The organism is Candidatus Nitrososphaera gargensis Ga9.2, assembly GCF_000303155.1.
Lineage (GTDB): Archaea > Thermoproteota > Nitrososphaeria > Nitrososphaerales > Nitrososphaeraceae > Nitrososphaera > Nitrososphaera gargensis.
Window position 1 is genome coordinate 740,171 of record NC_018719.1, and the last position, 18,319, is coordinate 758,489.

The window sequence follows — 18,319 nt, forward strand, 5'->3', positions numbered from 1 at the left end:
TTTTTCTCATTCTTTCTTACTACAATGTTAAAAGATCTGCTATGGTGTATCTGGAGGATACGAGAAAATGCCTGAAAGGGTGCCTGATGTTACCAAGCTCAAGATACTTCGACTATGGCTGGCGGGAGAGAGCAGAGACAACATTGCACGCAAGACAGGTGTAGGTACGGGCACAGTCAGCAATGTTATTTCTGAATGGCGCACATCGTATGCTAACTACAACATCGATGCCTTAAGAGAACTCGGCATAGCAATGAAAAATGCTGGCATAACGCCCAAAGAAGCTGCAGACGCAGCAAGGGTGTTCAACATGCTTACAAAAAATAATGTCAAACTAGATGATTTAGATTTCTTTATCAGTGATGCATACAAGACCTGCTCGAACACTGGACTTCCAACAGAGAGGCTTGTAGATCTTTTAAACCAATTTTTTGCTCTATCATCAAGCCTCAATATTCCGGCAGAAGAACTTCCAATCCAGCTTGCCAAGCTAAAAAATGAGGTGGAGGGCTTGAAGAAGTCCAAAATAGAGCTTGAACAAGAGCTGAGCAATAAAGAAACAACACTTCTGGATCTACAGCAGTTTGTCACTGCAAGGGAGATGTTAAGAGAGCATTTAGGTGACGACAACGGCAACTTTTCTATCGTTGAACACCTTCCAAAGCTTGCAAACATGCTCAGGAATGCAAAAGAAATGCAATACAACCCTAGCAAGATAATATCTAAAATTTCAAAAATAAAATCGCTTCAAGAGCAAGAATCAGCATTGCGAGTAGCTATCGAGAACAAAGAGAGGCGGTACAGGTACTTTGCAAGAGAAAGCCAAAGGCTAGAGAATAAGGTAAATTCGTTGTCACAGACAGTAAGGTTCTACAAGGAGTTGAAGGCTATGGGCTTTGGCCTCAGGCAGCTGAGGCTCTTGCATAGCATCCTTGAGGAGCTTGTAAACGACAGCATTATAATAGACAGCATATTTGCAGTTGAGACCCCCGGCAAGGCCGCTGTTACAAAGTTCTTCAGAGACCTAGAGGAGATGTATCCGCAGCTTCTTGACTACCAAGAGAGGATCAGACAGCTCAAGGTTGATGCAGAAAACTACAATTATCTTGCAGAGAATGCCAAAAAGAGGTATGCAGATCGAAAAGACCTTATTGATACAGTAGAGATACTTACAAACCGCAAGGGCTTCAATCGCGACGATATAATATATCTTCAAAGCATCATCATGAAACATAACATAGGGAGAGCCAACAAGAAAAAGTTCGCAGCTGATCTGGACAAATATGGAAGCATAGAGGATGCCATTGCCGATTCATCCTTCCAATTAGGGGAGCTGCAAAAACAAGAAATATCATTGCAAGCAAGAATAAAACAGCTAAAATCTGATGTAGAGGATCTAGAGGCCAAGAGGATAGCTATAAGTGAAAGCTTAAAGGATGGTGCATTATTTATCCAAGCACTACTTGCACAAGCTGAGGCAGAAGCCAAGCAGGGAATTTCTAGTGTTGTACAAGAAGCACGACAGGGAATGCAAACAGCCAAGGAGTTGCTTGATGAATGCAAGAAGATAAGCTATGAAACCATTGCGACTGTAAGCAAGCTAAATCTAGAGGTTAGCAAGCAGTTCGAATCCATTTCACGGCTTGAAGGGTTCAAGGATCTTGCAGAAGTCATTAGCATTGCATCCGCCATTGATACCAATGAAAAATTAGGGGCCAGCAGTCGTGAACTACTTCCTAAATTAGATCTGCACACTATAGGCGTCCTAAGCATGTTGATTTCAGCCTACGAAAAGTATGGTCCAGAAGCAAAAGTAATAACCGAACCGTTTTCACGTGTGCGGGCACTTTTGGCAACCTTCGTAGCTACAAGTCATATTGGCGCCAAACAAATGTAACAAAGCCAGCCTCCTCGGTGTAGTCAAGAGAATCTACAATAGCAAAAGATAGACTGGAGCAGTAGCGAGCCAAGACAAAGCAAGTTCTAGCCTGACGAAGGGTATGGGAAACAAAGGAAGAAACCCCACACTCTTTACAGTAGATCAAAAAAGCTAAGGGGAACACCCCAACAGCTTGACTTATGTATACACTGAAATCAAGCCGCTGGAACGTACCACGGGCAATCGATAGGTCGAATTATTACATAAGCGTTAAGCAAACAGTTGCTCAGGCAATGGATGTACGCGCCAGAAATAGCGATGCCAAAAATCGTCCTTTTGGATGGTGCATACAACAACTCGGCAGATGTGATAAACTACCTGAACTGGACTGGCATGAAATACATAATCAGAATAGCTGCCCCCTCCTCAAGAGCATCAAACCGGGTGATGATTTCATCTACAGAACAAGGGGCAAGAGGAGAAGGAAAAAAGGAGCAGGCTGCATTCCGGCTAGTAGCAGTCAAAGGAAGGGACAGGGGTGACAGAGTCAGGCTGCTGTTTGTAATGAGCACTACAACAGGATAAAGGCTAGGAAGGGAAGCAGCAGGGTAGCCATAATGGCGGCTGCTCGAAAGATGATGTGTGCGCCATATACGTGATGCTAAAGGAAGAAAGGTCCTTTAGGCTGGATGGTTAGAGGGAGAGCAACGAACAGGGCCTGTCCGGTACTTGCATTTCCTGACAAAGGAAGATGATGCCATTGACAGGTTGGGCCAGAGGCTTGCGCAAAGCCACAGTGCGCATCAGGCGCGAATAGGAGAATGCTCATCCAGCAGCAAGGATAAATGGGATGCTGTGGAAACCAACATGGGAGGCAACAACCCCGCTCAGACGCTGAGATACAATCGGCAGCAAACGAACTGCAATCAAGTGCAGATAAATCATTACAAATATTTTTATATATAACATCTCTGTTCAAATGGTGAGCAAATGCAGTATCCAAAGCTAGCCAAGCATAAGCAGTTGCTAGGCGTTATAATCGCAGCAGTACTGCTTACTGTAATATTTGTTCCATTCCAGAAGGCCAACGCTTTCACAGTTACTACTACTTTGCCCAACGCAGTAGGTGGCGCAATAAACAACTCTGTCTCCGGGGAGAATTTTCAAATCACCATAAATGTTGAAGCTGGCGAGCTCATTTCAATCCAATCAATAACCCTTATTCTTGACAATGGGCTTGCTTCTGTAAAAACAGCAACCTTTAATTCTGCTGGTACTCGGACAGGCGGATCTGACACACTTGTCATTGGTAACCAGCTTACAATATCCTCTTTTACTGCTAACGGCGGCTATGGTTATGGCTATGGTTTAGTTAGCAGTGGATATTCATTCACTTCTCCATATACTTATGCTTTCAACAACTATGGTTATGGCTACATTGGCGGCAACACTGGAGGCTATGCCAATGCAGGAGTAACCAACTTTGTGAACGGCCTTATTGGTCCCGGGCAGATTACAATAACTGGCAAGCTAAGGACCGCTGATCTTGATACTGCAACTCCTCATACTTTGGATGTTCTTATTGATACTGGTGCCGGTGGAAATAATAATGACCAGCTTGTCGCTCCTCAGCTTGGATTTAATGTCAACGCCAATAACAATCTAGTATCCGTTAGCGTAAACGTGTCAGCAAACACTCCTGTCGGTGTCACCGTCCCAAGTACAGGTGACAAAGTAAGCATTAGCTTTGGGGGCAGCGCAAGCGGCGCTGTGGTAGTTGAAAAGAAAACACTGTCTGCAATAAACAGCCAGTTCCCTGGTGCATTTACCTCTGTTGGCTCCTCAACAGCATCATTTAATGTCGGCAGCTCAACAGCAAACACCATTGGAGAGGTGTTTGAATTCGACCTGTCTGCCACAAGCTATTCAGGCTCTGTAAGAGTTACAGTACCCTACAACTCGGCACTCTTGTCGTCCGGACAATCACCATCGATATTTAAATGGACTGGCAGTGCATGGGAACAAGGAACAAATGTAAGCTCTAACTCGACGCACGTAACAGGCACGTTCACAAGTCTATCGCCAGTTGTAGCAGGCGCGCTCACTCCTGCATCGAGTGGCGGCGGATCATCAAGTGGTGGAGGTGGCGGAGGACGCGGCCCTGTGATAATAAGTCCAGACGGAACAACCCCGACAACAGAGCCGATACCGCAAGAAGGTGATGGTAGTGGTGGTGGAGGCACCGGTGCTGTGCAGTGGCAGACCTTCTCACTTGATGTGGAAGGCACATCGTACAACATACAGTACAACATAACCAACGGCTCCGTGGAAGATATGATGCTTGACATAGATAACCGCAGGCTTGTAGTATCAGTCACCTCGACAAATGAAGATGGAAACCTGAAGCTAAGGCTTCCAAGAGAAGTGATTGATTCAAAGTCAGGAGCTGACGGCAAATCCGGTACAGATCAGCCATTCACTGTGTTCTTGGGCGATGGAACTGCAGCTACCTCAGAAGAAGGAACACCAACAGCAACCATAAGACAAATCTCCATTAACTTCCCAGCAGGAACCGAGGAGATTCAAATTCTGGGTACTTTTGCAGTACCAGAGTTTGGCGGAATAGCTGCAATCATACTGGCTCTGTCGATCGTTGGAATCATCATAGCCACTGCGAGGTACGCCACTAGAAACAATAGATTCAGCAGCTTTAGAGGACGACTGTAAGGAAAGAACGGGAAAAAACTCGTGTCCTCTTTTTCTTATTCTTATTCTTCTTCTTTTGGTTATTATTATCTACAGTCTATTATTAGAAGGCTGTGAATATCTCCATGATTTCTACAAATGTCGACTCCTTTTCTTTTCTTTAAGGAATGTAAAGAAGAGCATGCCCTTCTCCCTCTTCAGCCGCTTTACAAGCCGGAGGCAGTTCCTTTCGCGGTAATGTCCCTCTATCAGGACTTTGATCCTCTTTTCAAGCAAGCCTTGACTTTACCCTCAGCCAGTCTTTTGCCTTGCGTACTTTTTGTCCGACCTTATGGCGTCTCCCAGTATATCCTCCTGAGCCTTTTGCCGAACGGATGAAACTCCTTTCCGGGGTTCTTGTACCTGACGGTATCTTGTATTATCTCCCTCAGGTAGTGTACTAGGCACTTCTGGTGGCTGCCGCTTGCGTGGTTCCACGCAGGCCACGAGTCGCTTGTTACAGTACCTGCATATCCAGATAGGACTCTTGCCGGTACGCCCTTTCATCTTGACCGGTCTACCTCGTATACGACACAGTCCATGCCTTCCCACAAACGCCCACAGCCAGTGGTTCTTGCCGTTTACAGGTCAGACGGTCTCGTCCCCGCGGACGTTCTTTTCCTTGAGCAGGTCATCGACAAGCTCGTTGTACCTCGGATCAAACGCCTCTGCCACCTTCATCACGGCATGGTTTATTGCAGCATCTGTGACCTGCAGGTTGAACAGCAGCTGGAAATGGCCGGATATCTTTTCATAGGACAGTCCCAGCAGCTTTAGCGACACTATCAGGAGCATCAGCCTGAGCCCGAACACCTCGTTTGGGAGTACTCCCGGTACAGGTGGAGACACCTGCCTTTTGCAGGAGGAGCAGTACCTCCTTTTGACTGTGTACTCTAACCACGGGCCTTGCAGGTACGATATCTGTAACGACGCGGCTGTACGAGTCGGTGGGTCTTTCCGAGAGAGCGCTGCCGCATTTGCGGCATGATGTCTGGTCGATGGTGACCCTGGCGTCTATGTGTTCAGGCCTCTTCCGGCTCTTGCCGGCGTGGCCTTTCTTTTGACCAGGCTTTTTGTGACGCTTCTTCTTCCTGGCGGCCTGTCTGGCATCCACGCTTCTGGCAACCACAGCTGACACGGTTGATTTCAGGGCGTGCAGCTCTTCTTTCAACTGTTTGTTCTCGGCTTCAAGCTCTGAGCAGCGATTGCGGTAATACTCCAGCTCCCTGAATAGCTGGGAATAATCACGCTGCTCCAGCATCACAGTCTGGGGGATGAATGAGAACCAAGCTGAATATTTTTCGGTCAAAAGGCCTTGTCTTGCAGGTGTACGCGCTTCAAAAAGGTTAACTTATACGTAAAAACCTGAACCACCTTTCAGCATCCATCGCACTAACAGAATTTTTTGTTCTTTGCAGCCTGCTCTAGCCGGCATGCTGTAATTAGCTACTTTTATTAGTAAGAATATTCTTACTATTACCAGTATGACATCTTCTTCTCCTCCTCCTGCTGTTGAAATTAGAACCATAAAGGTATCAGATAAAGGCCAAGTATCTATTCCTAAGGATATTCGTAAGAATATGAGAATCAAGAAAGGTGACAGTCTAGTTATGATGGTGAAGGATGACAAAATCGTCTTGGAAAAATCTGAAAAGATCGCGCTATTACTAGATGGAGAATTCAAAGACATTGAAGCATTTGCAGAGCATTCGCTAAAGAGTGTCTGGGATAACCCATATGATGAGGTTTGGAATAAGGATGCGCCTGTTGCTACGCCAAGAGGAAACAAAAGGAAGAACCAATAATGTCTAGCTCGTCATCATCATCATATTCAGCCTCGCAAAGAGACATTGTTCTAGTTCCCTATCCATTTTCCGACCTGAGTCAAGCCAAATACCGGCCTGCAATTGTCATTTCTAATAATACCTACAACAGGAAATTCAAGGATTTTATCGCCATACCGTTGACATCAAATCCTAATACAAGAGACCATACCATTCCTGTAACAAGCAAAGAGATGACATCAGGAAGTCTTACAGTGGCCAGTGTTGCAAAGGTAGACAAGGTTTTCAGCTTGGAGCAAAGATTAGTGGTGAAAAGATATGGTCAGCTACGTGAAGATGTATTTGATAAAATAAGAGCAGAGTTAATCAAGCTGATTAACTAACTATATATCTATCTCTCTCTACTGACGTACTCCCAAACCTAAACAGTAGTTGCGAATCAAGCATACTCAAGCATGTAATTGTCATTTAGGACAAACCAGAGCAGAGATAGTTTCATCTGCACCACTATCACAGGGATATTCTGCTCATTGTAAGTGACCCATGCGTTGTAAATCAGACACGCAAAAAGGTAGTAGAACAACCTGACGATGTACTTTTTTGACGTGGTCCTTATCAGAAACTGGTTGCACATCCTGTAGCTTGTCTCTATTCCCCAGCGCCTGTTGTACAGTTTCAAAAGTGTACTGGATTTGTACAAAGATGGCATGTTTGTTGCCATAAGGTAATAGTAATCCTTGGTTCTGTCGTATGCCACTACCACATCAAACGATACCTGTTCTAACTCTCTTCTCTGGTGGTGGTGGTGGTTTGTTCTGTACTTGAACCTCATGCCGTCACTCAGTCTCATCTTCTTTACCTTGCGCGTCGAAGGCATGTGCAGTATGTACTTCTTTAATCCTGATTCTTTCAGGAACCTCATTGTGTCTATGCTAAAGAACCCGCCATCAAGCGTCAGGTACCTGATCCTTATGCCCAACGTTCTGACTTTTTCGACCATCTTTTTGACAAACCTGTATGCGTCACTCCTAGATTCTAGTGGGATTACCGCTACGATCAGCCTTTGACCGTCGACCAGAACAGATGCTGTGAGGTACTCGAAGGCATAGTTGCTCCCATTCTTGTGCTACGTTCCAATGACCATCGGAGTCTCTTTGGGATCACCATAGTACATTATGTCATGCCAGTCTACGGCTACGGGAACAGGCGTAGTCAGTTTCCTGCGTCGCCTTAGCATTCTTACATTCTTGTGCACCGTCCTGTCAAATTCTTGCAGCAGCTTCTCTCTGTCCTGAGTCTTGATGTAGGAAAGCAGGGTCTCACCGGTAGGCGACCTGTTCAGGGATCTTGATACACCTTCTGCAAATCCGTTTACCAGACAGGCTGACAGAAGGAGCTTCAGGTGGTCTTCCTTTGAGTATCTTACCCTGCCATTTACATCGTATGTTAGAATATCTTTGACTTGGCGTCTGGTAAACTGGTAGAATTTCTTGTCTGTTCTTGTCAAGGGCAGAAAAGTGATACTAGCACAAACAAGCTATAAGGATTTCATTCGCAACTACTGTAAAGGGTCCGGGGTTCTAGAGGGTCGCTATCACTCCTAGGCGATGGAACTGCAGCTACCTCAGAAGAAGGAACACCAACAGCAACCATAAGACAAATCTCCATTAACTTCCCAGCAGGAACCGAGGAGATTCAAATTCTGGGTACTTTTGCAGTACCAGAGTTTGGCGGAATAGCTGCAATCATACTGGCTCTGTCGATCGTTGGAATCATCATAGCCACTGCGAGGTACGCCACTAGAAACAATAGATTCAGCAGCTTTAGAGGACGACTGTAAGGAAAGAACGGGAAAAAACTCGTGTCCTCTTTTTCTTATTCTTATTCTTCTTCTTTTGGTTATTATTATCTACAGTCTATTATTATATTATCACCAAAAGGTATGTTGCCATATGTGTTCTACTAATTCCGCCAGTCTTTAGTTCAGTGTCGCGATAATAATTTCAGAATCCATATGATGACAGTATATACATACGCAATATTTGTTGTTCCTCTCTCTCTCCCCCCACTGCTTTTAGCAGTCGAACCTTGCGATTATTTGGTAATAGTAGGCTGATCTCATGTAATTATTATCATTATCCTCATCATCTTTTGCCACCTTCTTGAGACTAGGTTTAAAATGGTTCTCATGCACCTTATCGATATAGCAACCCTTTGGATATCCTTCTTCTTCAAGAACAAGATGCAAAATCTCATGGCTCAGGCTTTTGGTAGTATAAAAAAGGTCGCTTCTCACAAAGGCGATGTTCTCACTAGGATAGGACACACCAGCTGCATTCTCTATTTGAAATACTGCTTTTGAATATTGGGTAATGAACACCACCTGTTGTTGTTTTTGCCGTTCCTTTTGCTGTTCCTCAGAGTCGTCATTGTCATTTGTGCTATGGTTCGAGAGAAACAACAACAACTTGTCAAAGTAAGTCGTAAAATCAACTGGGTGATGAACAATAGTAATAATATCTGAAGACATCATATTATTATCGGTGTCATCCACATCATCATTATTATTATTATTTTCTTGAGCAGCCGCAACTGCTGCCGCTATTATTGCCTCTTCCTTAAGATCTCTATAATCCGAGAAATCAGATGGGAACTCATCCAACTGATAGCAGCTTGTAGTTGTCATGATGATGTTCCATTCATCTATCATTGCACTATCAAAGCCCTCCCAGTAGTTTGACTCAAAATCTTCAGTACAATTCAAAGAAAGCATGAATACAAGAACTTCTAAAACCACATAAATGACAAAATATCACATAATATCTAACGAGATCATCATTCAAGTTCTAAAATTATGCTTTCGATGAATTTAGCGTCATAGAGTACTAAATGACTGGCTCAGGGCAATCTACATTTTTAAATACTCTTCTGACCAAACAAAAGACTCGTTCTCTCTCTCGCTGAAATAAAGAAGGTTTTACTTTACAGTTCTGGTAACTTAAAGGGAGATCAGAACCAAAAATCCCACAGTAAAAATAAGCTCGTCTCCTGCCAAGTTACCAGCATCGAAAAAACGTACGACGTGGAAAGGGGCGAATAACACTCTGGTATACATATACATATATATATTATAACTTAAATGCACATGGCGTGGCGTTATTGTTGTTGAAATTGCATATCATGAAAAAATCCTCATGCTGCTTATGTCCGGCCAAGTTTTTGCTCGAACCTGCTCCTCTTCCTTCTCTCTAAAACGTAGGTATTCTTCTTCTCCTTCTTTCTTGCCGCCGCCATCATCATCACCATCACCATTATTATTATAATACATAGGAAGAGAAATTGAAAAGGATGCTCCAGGTCCGTCTTCGTTATTCTGTCCAGAGATTTTTCCGCCATGCGCCTCTACGATCTTTTTAGAAATATACAGACCAATTCCTGTGCCCTTTTCAGACATGGTGGCGAATCTTGTAAATAATCTGGGAAGGATTTTAGAATTAATGCCGCTGCCAGTATCCTTAACAGTTATCACAATGTAGTCATTTTCTTTCTTTGCGATAATTGAGATAGATCCTTTATCGGTAAACTTTAGAGCATTATCTAGCAGGTTCCACAGAGCTTGCGTAATCCTGTTCACATCTCCTTTCACTGGCATCTTCTTGCCGCCTTGAATAGAAAGGTTAATCTTCAAATCCTTGCCGTTCATAGAATTCTGAAGATCTTTTACTAGTGGCATTATTACATCATTATTCAGATCAAATTCTTGGAGGTTCAGACGCAAGTTGCCACTTTCTATTCTTGCTATTTCAAGAATATCCGATGAAAGTTTTTCCAAACGCTTTGCATTACGAATGATTATGTTCATTTCGTCTTTCGTTATCTTGATTTCTTCTCCTCCTCCTTTTCTGTCATCTTGCAGTTGCAACTCCTTGATATCTGCCAAGCCAAGTATTGGTTGTATTGGAGTTCGCAACTCATGAGCTGCTATATTGATAAATTCCTTTTGCAAATCCTCTCGGATCTTGAGTTGTTCGTTTGCCTCTCTCAGTTCAGCGGTTCTTTTACTGACGACTTCTCTTAGTTTCTTGTTCCACATCAAAACCACAATTGCGATTCCAATTGCTATTATCCCAATTCCTGTGACTATAACTGTGCTGTATATCCTCTGCTGGTCTATCAACAACACCACATCTTCTGCCAATATGTGCGGAATAGAAATGATTACTGTGAAAAGATGATGATGATCATCACGATCCTGCTGGTTATAGAGAAAGACGGGCTGGTATGCAATAGTAGTCATGATCTGAGTGGAGGTTGCCACTGCGTCAACAGAACCAGATTTGCCCTGCAGTATTTCATTATAAATTTTGGATATCTGGGTAGAGTCGAGAGAAAGACTTCTCTCAATTTCTGTCCGTACTTCCTCACCGTAGATAGTCCTGCCGATCCAAGAGGTATTTGCGTTGTACATAAAGACTCCATTCCTGTCGATTAGACTGACCCTACTTTCGATCCCAGGAAATAATTCCTGCTTCACCTGCTCTGCAAGAGTTGTAGATTTGATGGCCGCAACTAACACACCTTTGAATGACTTGTCTTCGTCGCTTAATACTGGCATGGAGAAATAGATCCTTGGTATGCCGTCTAGAGATTCTACCACGCTACTATAGTATGGCTGGCCCGTCTCCTTTGGCTCAATAAAATACGCTCTGAAATTAAGATTTAGCTTTCCGTACTCTTCCTGAAGAGTTTGATTTGTCGCAAATATGCTGTTCCACACGGTTGTGCCATCTTTATCGAGCCAGAAATAGCCCTCTGTTATATCGGCGGTGGATTGCTGGCTTTGGTTGATGAGGTCTTTTCCACCTTCAACATCGAGGCTTTGTATATTCTTTGAGGCGGTCAGCGTGTTCAAAACAGCAACAACCTTGGCTAATTTGTTTTCAACTATTCCAGAAAGGTCGTGAGCTTCAATTTTGGCATTTAGCCTAATGTCATCTGCAGCCATTTTCGCAATTCGATCTGCATTGGATGAATAGTATTGGAATGATGAAGCCGATAATATCACTGCCACTGCCACTACAATGCCAAGCAGTGCAATGTTATTCCTAGATAATAGTCCACTATAGGACCGTAATTGAGAATTCAAAACGTTCTAGATTTCACAAGACTATCCTATAAATCAGGTAGCAAGAATCTTCTAATAAATTCTTAAGGAATGAGTATTGATTTCGGACGAATGCTTGCACTTCACCTTTGCAGTTACTCCAGCTGAGGTGCAGGTAACTTGGCAGGAGATGGGCCATAATTTCACCAAGGAAATTGATGTAGATCTCCTCCATCTAATTACTAGGACTTTAAATCGGACACCTATGAGAAATCGATGAAACAAAATTTTGCTGTTAAAAGAGATAGAGAGATAGAGTATTGAATTAGGGTGATGCTAAAAAAGACACACGACCATTTGCGCAAGATTACCGTGATTTACAAACAAAATATTTTTTTTCAATGCTGCATTTATGGCATGCATGTATACACACACATACACCATCCGCCAACCATATTCTGTACTGGCAGCCATGAGACTGAGCTCTAGCCAATATCTGTTTTAGCGGGTTCGCCATAAAAGAAGCATGTGCCTTGATCCAGCTTTTCTTCAACGATCTACTACCTATGTTATATGCAGAAAAACCTCTATTGATGATGGTTTTTGTTTAACGATAGCTTTCAAAACAGATCGATTGAAAGGTACCGCAATAAGATAAGGTTGGTAATTAAGAGTTAAAGCGCGGTCTTGGCAACGATAAATCAGCTTCGATTTTTCATTGATGGCTATCACATATACAACAACTATGTCAGGCCTCATACATGTCTTCTATCAGAGCAGCAAACACCTGCAGAAGCTACAAAAAGATTAAGATCTGTTGCGCTGAATCTGCAGAACAGGCTAAAGGATTTGATCGTAAAAAGCGCTGAGCAAAAAGAAATTATTTTGATGACTATTACAAGAAGAAATAGAGAACCGGGGCTTTCAATCTACGTGTGCGTGTATATGGTGGCGGTAGTGGTTATGTCGCAACCATCAATAAAAAAGTGCAGAGTAATAAACTGAAGAAGAAGACATGCGCGGCACGGAGGGCGAGATAAATATAATATTATACATCGCTATAAAATGGCGCAGATTCTAAAAATAGTGACATAGTAACAGCAGAGGCGGAGCACCGTGGTTTTTGTGCCGATAATGGTTCTAAAAGTGGATCCAAGAGTGGAGACTGACTGCTCAAACAACAAGCTCGGAAAGATTTTTTTCTTTTATATTTCTAGAACGATTGAAAGTATTGAACTTGACTAAAAACCACAGGCTTGCAAGGAAGATACTGGATGCTAGCTGGTCTCTACATTCAAGCAGATGCTGCAGTACAAAGCTAACAGGGTAGTAGTAGAGGTAGAGCCATCATACACATCGATTAACTGCTCAAGGTGCGGACACCCAGTACCAAAGTCACTTGCAGTACGTATTCATGTTTGTACAAAGTGTGGTGCAATACTTGACAGGGACTACAATGCTTCTCTTATAACATCCTCAAGCGAGGATTGAAATCACTGTTGTTGCTACTAATACCGGTGGAACGCCGGGAAGTTACACGCCTGTGGAGATTCCAAAGGAGTCGTTGAAGCAGGAAGAAGCCCACGTCTAAAGACGTGGGTAGTTCACGATTGGATGCTCTCTGGATTGGGCGTGGTTGTACACGCTGGTGGGTCGTTCATTTCCCACAGCCTTGTAGTTTTGGCAATTGTATTTTTTTTGAGACTTTGGCTACTTCGATAAATTCCTACCCCATATCTGCATAGATGGATAGGTTGTGACCTTGCATGCTTTGCTTAGCTTTTATTGCCGCTAAATCAATTGACTAAAAATTTCCTAACATAACACTTTTACATTTGTAAGTGGGATCCTTCTAAGGAGGAAGACAGCAATAATAATGAACCCTGACACAAAAAGATTCCTTTCTGTGCAGATGATGTGGATAGGCATTTCTATTGCCATAAGTCTCACATTATCTTTCCTTCTACCATTTCCCATATCACTGGTAGCTATAATTGGAGTTTTCATTGCAATGAACTATTATATGCGCAGGCGCCAGATGCGGCGAATGGGTATGGGTATGGCAGGAGGTTTTGGTGGTATATTTGGCGCTGGTAGTGGTGGAGGCGGCGTTAATTATGTCTGCATGGCCTGTGGACAGAGGTTCAAAGGTGGATCATGTCCTAGGTGCGGCTCCAAGATGAGAAGGGCAGACTTTTGAGTATTGTTGCAGCAAAAACTGATATTGGAGACGTGACCGCTGGAAGTAACAAGGAACCTCAAGCCCTTCAGGGCGGAGAGGATGTCAGGAACTGCAACTGGTCAAAGCATTAAAGAAAATTGGGATACAGAGCTTTGGCAGATTGAAGAAGGAAAATTCTATACTTCTAGAAAAATTGAATTCAAGCCTACTGGCGATTCAGAGCCATCATTGTATATATGGCAGCGATAGAAGAAGCGGCCAATTGAGAATAAACAGCAAGACAGCTATTCCTCTTCTTCCTGAAAAGATTATTGTTCTTAAGAGAATGAGGATAAGGAGGAGGGGAAGAAAGAAGAAGGAAGACAACAACAACGACTGATAATAATATCCAAGACGAAGAGTAAAAATATTTCACTCTTCAAGTTAGCTGCTAGCTATAACTGTCACTTCCTCTTGGACATGCCTCTTTTCTTTCTCTTGGTAGTGGCAGAAGATGCTCTTTTCATGCCTCCTCCTCCTACTGCTACTCTTTTTTGCTTGGCAATCTTTTGGAAGCCTTTTGCCTGTGCTTTTTCAAGCGCCGCAACTTGATGCTGAATTTGTGTAATTTGTCTTTGAGAGTCTCTGATGGCGGATTGCAACAGTCTTACCTGCTCTGTTGCTTTACCTATGCTCTTTTCAATGCTTGCCAGTGTTTTTAAGCTCTTTTGAATTTGGGTGATCAGATCCTGCTGACGCTTTGCCCGCCTAAGCACCTGAAGGAGTAAAGTGTGCTCAGGCGACATCGTTGTAGTAGTAGTTGCTGCTGCGGCCGCTTCTTGCTGCTGTTCTCCTTCCTCTGTAACACCTGCTTGTATAGATTCTTGCCCTTCTTCATTCGCTTCAGCAACTGCACCATCTTTTTCTAGATGTTCTTCTTCTTCTTTTTCATTTATGTCGCTATCTGCTTGGGTTAAACGCCGTTCATCCTCTTCAGACACGATCAGAACTATCCAAAAGGCATCTAAAAAACATTTTTTGCTGCTTTTGCACTATCAAGTTACGATCGAACAGCCCTCATTCTCTCATGATCATTATTATTGTTGTATGTCCGGGGTTGCATAAAGAAGCTATATGCACGACAACCTCTACTACGTTGAGAAAGCTGCACCGCGAGTTTTGGATATCATTGGAATAAGCCAAATATCGAACTTTAATATGGCATGTATCTATCCTCCATACCATGCGAGTGGCACACATAGCTAGGCCAGATACGGATGATATGTTCAAAACTTCAAATATAGACTCTATCGCTCTCCTAAAGTGAAGAGGGACTACTCAGTGGTGGGATCTTGGTTATTTCTCTATTGGAAAGGGTGTTTTACAGAAGCGACATTCTTTTAGTGATATATGTGTCAGTCCAATACACTTTCTGCATGATGCGCATATATTGTTGTTATTAGAAGGTAATTCAACCATATGTGGCTGCTTTTGGTAAGGGCACAACTCCTATTCTTGAACCTTTGCTATCTTCTTCTGTCTGCGTCCTTCTTAAAATCAAGAAAACAGATGGTGGGATAGATCAATAAGAAAAAAATGTATGTTCAGTCTATCGTCGTAACAGATTTCTCTCACTAGAATAAATAATAATAATCATCTGCCATTGCTATTTGTATGTACAAAAAGAATTGCTATCCTAACCAAAGCGCAGCACGGCTGCCATGGGCATCATAATGCACTCACTGTGCATTCATTTATAGTCGCAATTTCAGCTCTAACAACAACAAAAGGTGGTTGTTTTCCATTTTTTGTTATGGAAAATGTCACCATTGCGGATTTTACCATGTATGCTAGCCGATCTTTTGATTCCTTACAACCATTCTCGTTTTATACATTCTCACTTCTGAAAGATAAGTTGCCAAGAGCAGCAATGTCCAGTCGTCACCTTCTAGCTTTTAATGATGATTGCCTGGTTGCCCTTGATCTTTTTTCTTCCGCTCTTTGCATACAGTGATTATTGATTTTTGGCGTGCTATTAGGTGAAAAAAGAATTGACGAGCTAGAATTTCGTACCATTCCGGTTTTTAATTATGATATGCAGCAATGCATTCACATCAATCACCATGCTTAGCTGCCCTCAATGCCAAAGCCTCCTGGAGAAACATCGTAGGAAGGTAACATTTGCAGAGGTTGAAGGATGGCGATGTACAGTTTGCCGAGCTTTTTACAAGACCAAGGAGCTTTTAGAATCGATTTTTACCGTCTGACTCTATGTGTATATGATGTTATTACTATAAAATAATACAGCAAGAGAGAGAGCCTTTGGAGCTTGAATTACGCAACAAAAACAATCTGCTAAATATATCATAACGTAAAAGAATTAATTGATGGAATACATTGTGGTTTTTTGCTCTTCTTGAAATTGCAGTGAGATCGTGTTCTTGATGGGCATATAATGTGGTATTATTTATCAATCATGGCGTGGAGTCAGAAGCTGAAGAAACAGATAGCGCAGATTCAAAGTGGCCCCAGAGTGAGTCTAACTAAGGAAGAGACTTGCGCGATATCGATTGAGCTATACCTTTTACAGCCCTTAATTTGGGGCGGAAGGACATAAAATACGCATATATATACAAAAAGAGTTCTTTTTGTGCTAGTGATTTTAAGAGAGATGATGACAACCATTTCTATCTCTTAGTAAAATCAAGCCGATCTCCAGCCAAGTTATCAGAACTATGAGATCTTCAGGGAGACTCCGTGGAAGAAGCAAAATGGCGAAATTCGTTTGAAAAGACGAGACGCGACAGCCGCAGCAGTAATAATACTTAGCCGCTCGCATGCACACACATGTGCGCACATACACACATACATACATATTCACAAACAGCTAGTCAGCAAAAGCCTTTAATATTTACCGGGAATTATTGCTTGCATGACTGATGACATAGATTATGCAAAAACATCAAAACCACATCCAAACATCGTTGCAATCGAAGTTTTGAAAAAGAACGGTGTTGACGTTGACAAGCTGATAAAACTTATCACCGCCGGAGTTGGTGCAGAGTTCACGACCTATTACTACTATACTATCTTGAGGATGCACTGCACTGGGCTTGAAGGTGAGGGCATAAAAGAAATAGTGGAAGATGCCAGGATAGAGGACAGGAACCACTTTGAAGCTATGGTCCCACGCCTGTACGAGCTTGGAGGCGCACTTCCACGCGATATAAGGAAGTTTGCTGACCAGGCAGGGTGCCCAGATGCATACCTGCCAGAAAACTGGGAGGACATCAATTCAATATTAAAAGTGCTCTTGGCAGCAGAGCAGTGTGCCATCCGCTCGTGGGGCGAAGTATGTGACATGACAGCAGGCAAGGACCCAAGGACATACGATATTGCCCAGAGGATAATGCAAGAAGAGGTCGAGCATGAAGCATGGTTTATAGAACTTTTGTCAAAGAGGCCATCTGGGCACTTTAGGAGAAAGTTTGCTGGCCAGTCGCCGCACACAGGCGCACAGGGGAGCCTAATTCACCTTTAGTGCGCCATTTCTTTTTTTACGACCCACTCTTTTTTTCCTTCTGGCAAAACAAAAAAAAAAACAAAAGCAACATCTTTTTCCAGTCATAGAAAAAACGGGTGTGGTTGTTATTGTGAAAGAAAGAAAAAGAGTGAGGCCCTCGTGGAGGGAGGTGAGATCTCCTTTCTTTTTCTCTATTGAAGATCTTTTTGGGGCGAGCTAGATGCCGCGACGATAATACTGTCTTCACAAAGGAATCTTCCTATGTATGTGTACGTGCGCACACATGTTCTTCTTATGACGTCATTACTGTTGTTATCGGAATGATTGGCAGTGTGTCTTTTCCTTCTTCTTCTGGTTGAATGACGAGCTCCTTTCTCTTCTGCTTCTGCTGCTGTCGCCTCCTCCTATTCTTCTTGGTATTGTCAAGAAGATGATGATAATGGCATTTGTTCCAATGCAGGGTGAAGAGCTCGATATTTCTATGCATCCTCTCGGCTGAACGCGTGAAATAGCTGCTGACAAGCTCGAAGCCTATCTGCCTGCACTCACTGCATTCCTGTACGTATTCTCCTGAAAAACCGTGTGCCTCTCCAACGACGCACGTGTCTGCAAATGCTATCTGTAGTCCCCATGATATGTTGTTTGCAGAAAACAACGGGGGAGGAAAGTGCTGAAGTCTCTTCGACCATCGTGGGGCTATCTGCTCAAAAGAGATCATACTATTGCTACTAATATTATTCTGCTCAAGCATGGTAGTAGTACACATCTTGTTGTAGCGTCGATCTCGTATTTATGTGGTTTTTGACCCTCTCTCCCATCCATCCCTTCTTCCTACTACCAGTAGGCGCTTTCACTTGGCTTTTCATAATCGTGCTTTTCAGAGAGATATTGCCTTACACCTTCCATTCCTTTGAAAACTCCGTCTGGTGCAAAGACAGATGGCGCCTTTGTCGTAGGAAGCTCGCCGCAGCAGCTCTCCTCAAATTTTTTGATGTGGTATTTGACATATTCGATCCCTGATTTATCAAACAGCAATATTGCCTCCTGCGACTCAGAACTGTCGTCAACGAATAGCACAGGTTTGCGCTTTGCCAATCTTGCTATACACCCCACCTTCCTCCTT

The 18,319-nt window shown here is 43.1% G+C and carries 21 protein-coding genes and 1 pseudogene; 11 read left to right on the forward strand and 11 right to left on the reverse strand.

Annotated features, from left to right (window positions below; all coding sequences use genetic code 11):
* Window positions 1-67: 67 nt before the first annotated feature.
* The 3 genes from NGAR_RS04365 to NGAR_RS04375 all read left to right on the forward strand — a co-directional run bounded on the left by NGAR_RS04365 (window position 68) and on the right by NGAR_RS04375 (window position 4,606).
* Window positions 68-1,897, forward strand: coding sequence for a helix-turn-helix domain-containing protein (locus tag NGAR_RS04365; protein ID WP_015018441.1), 1,830 nt, complete (start codon window positions 68-70; stop codon window positions 1,895-1,897).
* 279 nt (window positions 1,898-2,176) lie between these two features.
* Entirely contained in the window at window positions 2,177-2,464 is a 288-nt protein-coding gene (locus NGAR_RS04370) for a hypothetical protein (protein ID WP_015018442.1), read from the forward strand.
* Between the two features lie 405 nt (window positions 2,465-2,869).
* Window positions 2,870-4,606 (forward strand): PEFG-CTERM sorting domain-containing protein, encoded by a 1,737-nt coding sequence (locus NGAR_RS04375; protein WP_015018444.1) that lies wholly within the window; start codon window positions 2,870-2,872, stop codon window positions 4,604-4,606.
* A gap of 111 nt (window positions 4,607-4,717) precedes the next feature.
* Here NGAR_RS04375 and NGAR_RS17200 read toward each other — a convergent pair whose 3' ends face one another.
* The 4 genes from NGAR_RS17200 to NGAR_RS04390 form a co-directional block, all read right to left on the reverse strand.
* The gene (locus NGAR_RS17200) at window positions 4,718-4,861 is read right to left on the reverse strand and encodes a hypothetical protein (RefSeq protein ID WP_015018445.1); all 144 of its coding nucleotides are present in this window, start codon (window positions 4,859-4,861) and stop codon (window positions 4,718-4,720) included.
* A gap of 15 nt (window positions 4,862-4,876) precedes the next feature.
* Complete coding sequence (locus NGAR_RS04380; protein WP_228369290.1) at window positions 4,877-5,131, reverse strand: hypothetical protein; 255 nt, start codon at window positions 5,129-5,131, stop codon at window positions 4,877-4,879.
* Between the two features lie 81 nt (window positions 5,132-5,212).
* Window positions 5,213-5,407: a transposase gene (locus tag NGAR_RS04385; protein ID WP_015018446.1), complete on the reverse strand. Its 195-nt coding sequence runs from the start codon at window positions 5,405-5,407 to the stop codon at window positions 5,213-5,215.
* On the reverse strand, window positions 5,376-5,933 hold the full coding sequence (locus tag NGAR_RS04390; RefSeq protein ID WP_148680976.1) for a hypothetical protein: 558 nt from the start codon (window positions 5,931-5,933) through the stop codon (window positions 5,376-5,378). The genes NGAR_RS04385 and NGAR_RS04390 overlap by 32 nt, the downstream gene beginning before the upstream one ends.
* A gap of 175 nt (window positions 5,934-6,108) precedes the next feature.
* Here NGAR_RS04390 and NGAR_RS04395 point away from each other — a divergent pair, with 175 nt between their 5' ends.
* Window positions 6,109-6,429, forward strand: a complete 321-nt coding sequence (locus tag NGAR_RS04395) for an AbrB/MazE/SpoVT family DNA-binding domain-containing protein (protein WP_148680977.1) — start codon at window positions 6,109-6,111, stop codon at window positions 6,427-6,429.
* Window positions 6,429-6,791 carry a type II toxin-antitoxin system PemK/MazF family toxin gene (locus tag NGAR_RS04400; protein WP_015018449.1) on the forward strand — a complete coding sequence of 121 codons (363 nt, stop codon included), beginning with the start codon at window positions 6,429-6,431 and terminating at the stop codon, window positions 6,789-6,791. The genes NGAR_RS04395 and NGAR_RS04400 overlap by 1 nt, the downstream gene beginning before the upstream one ends.
* 56 nt (window positions 6,792-6,847) lie before the next feature.
* On the opposite strand, the gene NGAR_RS04405 is transcribed toward NGAR_RS04400, so the two are convergent.
* Both NGAR_RS04405 and NGAR_RS04410 read right to left on the reverse strand, forming a co-directional pair.
* The gene (locus NGAR_RS04405; protein WP_148680978.1) at window positions 6,848-7,486 is read right to left on the reverse strand and encodes a transposase; all 639 of its coding nucleotides are present in this window, start codon (window positions 7,484-7,486) and stop codon (window positions 6,848-6,850) included.
* 48 nt (window positions 7,487-7,534) lie between these two features.
* On the reverse strand, window positions 7,535-7,915 hold the full coding sequence (locus tag NGAR_RS04410) for a hypothetical protein (RefSeq protein ID WP_015018451.1): 381 nt from the start codon (window positions 7,913-7,915) through the stop codon (window positions 7,535-7,537).
* A gap of 195 nt (window positions 7,916-8,110) precedes the next feature.
* On the opposite strand from NGAR_RS04410, the gene NGAR_RS04415 reads away from it, so the two are divergent.
* Window positions 8,111-8,248: a PEFG-CTERM sorting domain-containing protein gene (locus tag NGAR_RS04415; RefSeq protein WP_228369342.1), complete on the forward strand. Its 138-nt coding sequence runs from the start codon at window positions 8,111-8,113 to the stop codon at window positions 8,246-8,248.
* Between the two features lie 234 nt (window positions 8,249-8,482).
* Here the strand turns inward: NGAR_RS04415 and NGAR_RS04420 are convergent, their stop codons facing one another.
* Entirely contained in the window at window positions 8,483-9,205 is a 723-nt protein-coding gene (locus NGAR_RS04420) for a hypothetical protein (protein WP_015018452.1), read from the reverse strand.
* A 381-nt stretch (window positions 9,206-9,586) separates the two neighbouring features.
* Window positions 9,587-11,413 carry a sensor histidine kinase gene (locus NGAR_RS04425; protein WP_148680979.1) on the reverse strand — a complete coding sequence of 609 codons (1,827 nt, stop codon included), beginning with the start codon at window positions 11,411-11,413 and terminating at the stop codon, window positions 9,587-9,589.
* A gap of 786 nt (window positions 11,414-12,199) precedes the next feature.
* Here NGAR_RS04425 and NGAR_RS04430 point away from each other — a divergent pair.
* The 4 genes and pseudogenes from NGAR_RS04430 to NGAR_RS17205 all read left to right on the forward strand — a co-directional run bounded on the left by NGAR_RS04430 (window position 12,200) and on the right by NGAR_RS17205 (window position 14,073).
* On the forward strand, window positions 12,200-12,517 hold the full coding sequence (locus NGAR_RS04430; RefSeq protein ID WP_015018454.1) for a hypothetical protein: 318 nt from the start codon (window positions 12,200-12,202) through the stop codon (window positions 12,515-12,517).
* 193 nt (window positions 12,518-12,710) lie between these two features.
* Window positions 12,711-13,103: pseudogene (locus NGAR_RS04435) on the forward strand (RNA-guided endonuclease InsQ/TnpB family protein); the annotation flags it as partial.
* Window positions 13,104-13,388: 285 nt separating this feature from the next.
* Window positions 13,389-13,712 (forward strand): hypothetical protein, encoded by a 324-nt coding sequence (locus tag NGAR_RS04440; RefSeq protein WP_015018456.1) that lies wholly within the window; start codon window positions 13,389-13,391, stop codon window positions 13,710-13,712.
* 142 nt (window positions 13,713-13,854) lie between these two features.
* A complete protein-coding gene (locus NGAR_RS17205) occupies window positions 13,855-14,073 on the forward strand; it encodes a hypothetical protein (RefSeq protein WP_187147749.1) in 219 nt (72 codons plus the stop codon).
* A gap of 64 nt (window positions 14,074-14,137) precedes the next feature.
* On the opposite strand, the gene NGAR_RS04445 is transcribed toward NGAR_RS17205, so the two are convergent.
* Window positions 14,138-14,674 (reverse strand): hypothetical protein, encoded by a 537-nt coding sequence (locus NGAR_RS04445; RefSeq protein ID WP_015018459.1) that lies wholly within the window; start codon window positions 14,672-14,674, stop codon window positions 14,138-14,140.
* 1,931 nt (window positions 14,675-16,605) lie between these two features.
* Here NGAR_RS04445 and dps point away from each other — a divergent pair.
* A complete protein-coding gene (gene dps, locus NGAR_RS04450) occupies window positions 16,606-17,214 on the forward strand; it encodes a DNA protection during starvation protein (RefSeq protein ID WP_015018461.1) in 609 nt (202 codons plus the stop codon).
* Window positions 17,215-17,488: 274 nt separating this feature from the next.
* On the opposite strand, the gene NGAR_RS04455 is transcribed toward dps, so the two are convergent.
* Together NGAR_RS04455 and NGAR_RS04460 are read right to left on the reverse strand one after the other, a co-directional pair.
* Complete coding sequence (locus tag NGAR_RS04455; protein ID WP_148680980.1) at window positions 17,489-17,851, reverse strand: hypothetical protein; 363 nt, start codon at window positions 17,849-17,851, stop codon at window positions 17,489-17,491.
* Window positions 17,852-18,030: 179 nt separating this feature from the next.
* Entirely contained in the window at window positions 18,031-18,291 is a 261-nt protein-coding gene (locus tag NGAR_RS04460; protein WP_148680981.1) for a hypothetical protein, read from the reverse strand.
* Between the last annotated feature and the right edge of the window lie 28 nt (window positions 18,292-18,319).

What these genes read in the sequence shown, in the direction of transcription:
- NGAR_RS04400 (WP_015018449.1), top strand. Translation starts at nt 6,429, where the DNA reads ATGTCTAGCTCGTCATCATCATCATATTCAGCCTCGCAAAGAGACATT.
- NGAR_RS04380 (WP_228369290.1), bottom strand. Translation starts at nt 5,131, where the DNA reads ATGAAAGGGCGTACCGGCAAGAGTCCTATCTGGATATGCAGGTACTGT.
- NGAR_RS04375 (WP_015018444.1), top strand. Translation starts at nt 2,870, where the DNA reads ATGCAGTATCCAAAGCTAGCCAAGCATAAGCAGTTGCTAGGCGTTATA.
- NGAR_RS04440 (WP_015018456.1), top strand. Translation starts at nt 13,389, where the DNA reads ATGAACCCTGACACAAAAAGATTCCTTTCTGTGCAGATGATGTGGATA.
- NGAR_RS04395 (WP_148680977.1), top strand. Translation starts at nt 6,109, where the DNA reads ATGACATCTTCTTCTCCTCCTCCTGCTGTTGAAATTAGAACCATAAAG.
- dps (WP_015018461.1), top strand. Translation starts at nt 16,606, where the DNA reads ATGACTGATGACATAGATTATGCAAAAACATCAAAACCACATCCAAAC.
- NGAR_RS04425 (WP_148680979.1), bottom strand. Translation starts at nt 11,413, where the DNA reads ATGGCTGCAGATGACATTAGGCTAAATGCCAAAATTGAAGCTCACGAC.
- NGAR_RS04370 (WP_015018442.1), top strand. Translation starts at nt 2,177, where the DNA reads ATGTACGCGCCAGAAATAGCGATGCCAAAAATCGTCCTTTTGGATGGT.
- NGAR_RS04365 (WP_015018441.1), top strand. Translation starts at nt 68, where the DNA reads ATGCCTGAAAGGGTGCCTGATGTTACCAAGCTCAAGATACTTCGACTA.